This is a genomic window from Streptomyces sparsus, from assembly GCF_054776295.1.
The window spans coordinates 1-596 of sequence record NZ_BAAHCA010001661.1 but is presented as its reverse complement, the minus strand read 5'-3'; the positions used below and the strand labels follow the sequence as shown (position 1 = coordinate 596).

General features: G+C 76.2%; 1 protein-coding gene and 1 pseudogene. Both read right to left on the bottom strand.

Annotation, left to right across the window (positions count from 1 at the left end; genetic code table 11):
• A pseudogene (locus ACYVE9_RS30175) lies at positions 1–226 on the bottom strand (hypothetical protein); the annotation flags it as partial.
• Positions 223–435 carry a hypothetical protein gene (locus tag ACYVE9_RS30170; RefSeq protein WP_461031033.1) on the bottom strand — a complete coding sequence of 71 codons (213 nt, stop codon included), beginning with the start codon at positions 433–435 and terminating at the stop codon, positions 223–225. The gene ACYVE9_RS30170 and the pseudogene ACYVE9_RS30175, both read right to left, overlap by 4 nt.
• Positions 436–596: the final 161 nt, after the last annotated feature.

Genomic DNA, 596 nt, shown 5'->3' with positions numbered 1-596 from the left:
GACCCGCCGGATCCGCGTCACCGCCCGTCGCCGCCCCCTCAGGGACGGGGGCGCCTGGGGACGCGACGGCGTGCGGGGCCACGCGCGTGGCGTCAAGGCCGCCCACCGGCAGGGGTGTTGTCCGCAGCACGGTCGGGTCCGCGGGGGTGGCGCGGTCCGGCTCGTCGGAGGGGCGCTCGAACCAGTGGTCGCCCAACTCCGTGGCGCGGTAGTCGTCGTCGCTCACCACAGGCACCCCTTGGTGGCGATCCGCTGCGAGGAGCCGCCGTCGCCGGCCCCCGGAGCGGTGGACGCGCGCACCTCCCAGTAGCAGCCGCCCCGCGCGAAGGTGTGCGGCACCTGGAGGGTGTAGGAGGTCTCACCGCTCAGCTCGAACGACTGGGCGGCACCGTCCTGCCGGTTGTCCTGTCCGCTGCTGTCGAGGTACCAGGTCACGGTGAGTACCACCGGGCCGGTGCCGCTGGTGCGGACCGTCACCGACGCGGTGGCCGACCGCGCGCCGGTCTGCGTCAGGGACCCGACGGTGACCGCTTCGACCGCCGTCCTCGGCGGTGCCTCGGGCGCCGGGGAGGACGGGGGCGGCTCCGAGCCGCCCG